This is a genomic window from Kitasatospora sp. NPDC034035 (assembly GCF_055575755.1).
Genome location: NZ_JBVISA010000106.1, coordinates 1 through 2,084, shown reverse-complemented (window position 1 = coordinate 2,084; position 2,084 = coordinate 1). Strand labels below are relative to the sequence as shown.

Sequence of the window (2,084 nt, the reverse complement as noted above, 5' to 3'; positions counted from 1 at the left end):
TCACAGCACACGACTACCGGGACGAACCCTCCAACGGCAGGCGAACGCTACCGCTTCACCCATCCGAGCGACATCACGAGTTCAACTTCAGTAGCAGCGCAGCACTGGTAGTGACACCAGGCGGAGGCCAGTCAGGGTCCGGTGTCACCGGGGTGGGAGCACAGTCCGCCTTGGTAGGTGCTGTCGTACCAGGCGCCAGTGGCATCCGAGTCCAGGTTGGTGCGGCCGGGGCCGACACAGCGGTGGTAGTCGGACCGGGGAAACCGCTTGACCTGAATCCACACGTTGGTGTTGGTGGCGCAGTGCTCGTAGTAGGCGCGTTCGCCGTTGCGGCTCGCGTTCCAGCCACAGCCTCGGGTCTGCTCGGGGGCGGCCATGGCCGGGGTGACCGTCGCGAGGGCGAGGGTGCCGACCAGAGCAACGGCTGCCAGGCCCAGCCGCGATCCGCGCTGTACCGCCAGCGCGGCGATTGCGCCGCGACGCGCCTGGGCTCGCTGTGAAGTGTCCATACCCGCTTCAACGATCACGGAAAATCGCGGTCACGGCGAGGGCGTCCTTGCCGCTGCTGCGTGCTGCGTGCTGCCTGGGCCGCGCCCGTGCCGCTCTGCTGCTGCGCCCTGGGCCGCTGGCTGCACCCCCGGGCCGCTGTCCAGGCCGTGCCCCTGCCCGCCCAGGGGTGCCCGGCCTGGCCGTCTCTGGTCCCTCTGTCCGCTGTCCAGGCCCGTCCCGGCCCGTCCCGGCGCCGCTGTCCTGGTGCTGCGCCCGGCCCGAGGCCCAGGCGGTGCCACCCTTGGTCGCTGCGGATCCGGCCTGGCCGCCGTCTGGTCTGGCTTGTTCCGCCCTTCGCTGCCGTGGCTGCCGTTCGGGGCGCGCTCGCTGCGTCCGGGGTCTGCCGCTGCTGGGCGGTTCTGCTTGGGCGGGGCTGCGCTGCGCTGGATACAGTGGCCGCTGCCACGGTGTAGGCGAGGGGGACGACGTGAAGCGATGGCAACGCCGTGCGGTGACCGCTTGGGCGGTGCTGGTGGTGGGCGGGTGTGCCATGACTGTCCTTCTCGGAGACACGACCGATGATCCACGGCCCGCAGGCCGGCCGACTGTTCCGACATCACCTGTCAAGCAGGCGCCGCCCCTTTCCTGCCCGACCAATGCCGTCTGTTCTGGATACATCGTCCCGGGCGGTTGACCACGCGTCAGGCGGGGCCGTCCGGGGTGGTCGGGTGCGGGCGGGGCCGGCGGGCCGCTGTCGGGGCCGGCCTTGTTCTGGTGGTGGTGGTCGGTTGCCTGGTGGCGGGTGCAACGTGGGGGTGCAACGCGGTGTTGCGCGGGGTGCAACACGGGGCCGTTTTGCGGGTCTGACCAGGTGTTGTGTGGCCGGGAGGGGCGTGGGGCGGGCGTGTTGCAGTGGCGCGTTGCACCGGCCTGTGTCCCGTCTCGAATGATCTGGTCCGCTGGTAGGGCTGTGGCCTGCGGCGACCAGATCAGTTGAGACGCCAGGCGGTCGAGAATCTCATGTCACCTGGTCCCGGGTGACTGGACGCGGAGTGGTGTCTCAGTTGATCTGGTTCGGTGTCGCCGTTTCGACCCAGGGCCGCGCGGTCAGTCGCTCACGTTCCCAAGTCCGACTGCCAACACGGCCATCTCGTGCAGCCGCTCGTAGTACCTGGTCCCGTCCCCGTCCCCGATCCATGGTAGAACCCTCTCAAGGACCTCGGTGCACGTCCGAAGACTTCCGCGGCGCCTCTCGTCGAGAACGCTCGACAGGGACGAGGAGACGCAGCCGGCGACGTCCGCATCCAGCTGCACCAGGTCTTCGCCCTCGACTTCTCGACCGCGAAGGTGCCCAGGGAACTCCGCCTTCATGTGCTTTTCCCACAGTTGCGGGAGCAGGTCCTGCCGGACTGTGAACAACCTCTGTCACGCCCTGTCTCATGCTGCTTCAAAGTGCACACATGCGTATCTGGAGTCACTATGAGGGCATCCCCTGGCGGCCATTGAGCCTTCGCCATCTTCGAACATGCTGGTCGGAGGGGCTGGCGTGACGGTTGTCCGGGGTGCTCGTCCTGGTCGTGGGCGGGAGTCTGCGG

2 protein-coding genes are annotated in these 2,084 nt (G+C 68.7%); both read right to left on the bottom strand.

Going from position 1 to position 2,084, the window contains the following annotated elements:
* Nucleotides 1–131: 131 nt before the first annotated feature.
* The gene (locus tag ACZ52J_RS42810; RefSeq protein ID WP_465626849.1) at nucleotides 132–509 is read right to left on the bottom strand and encodes a DUF6355 family natural product biosynthesis protein; all 378 of its coding nucleotides are present in this window, start codon (nucleotides 507–509) and stop codon (nucleotides 132–134) included.
* 1,087 nt (nucleotides 510–1,596) lie between these two features.
* Entirely contained in the window at nucleotides 1,597–1,860 is a 264-nt protein-coding gene (locus ACZ52J_RS42805) for a hypothetical protein (protein ID WP_465626847.1), read from the bottom strand.
* Between the last annotated feature and the right edge of the window lie 224 nt (nucleotides 1,861–2,084).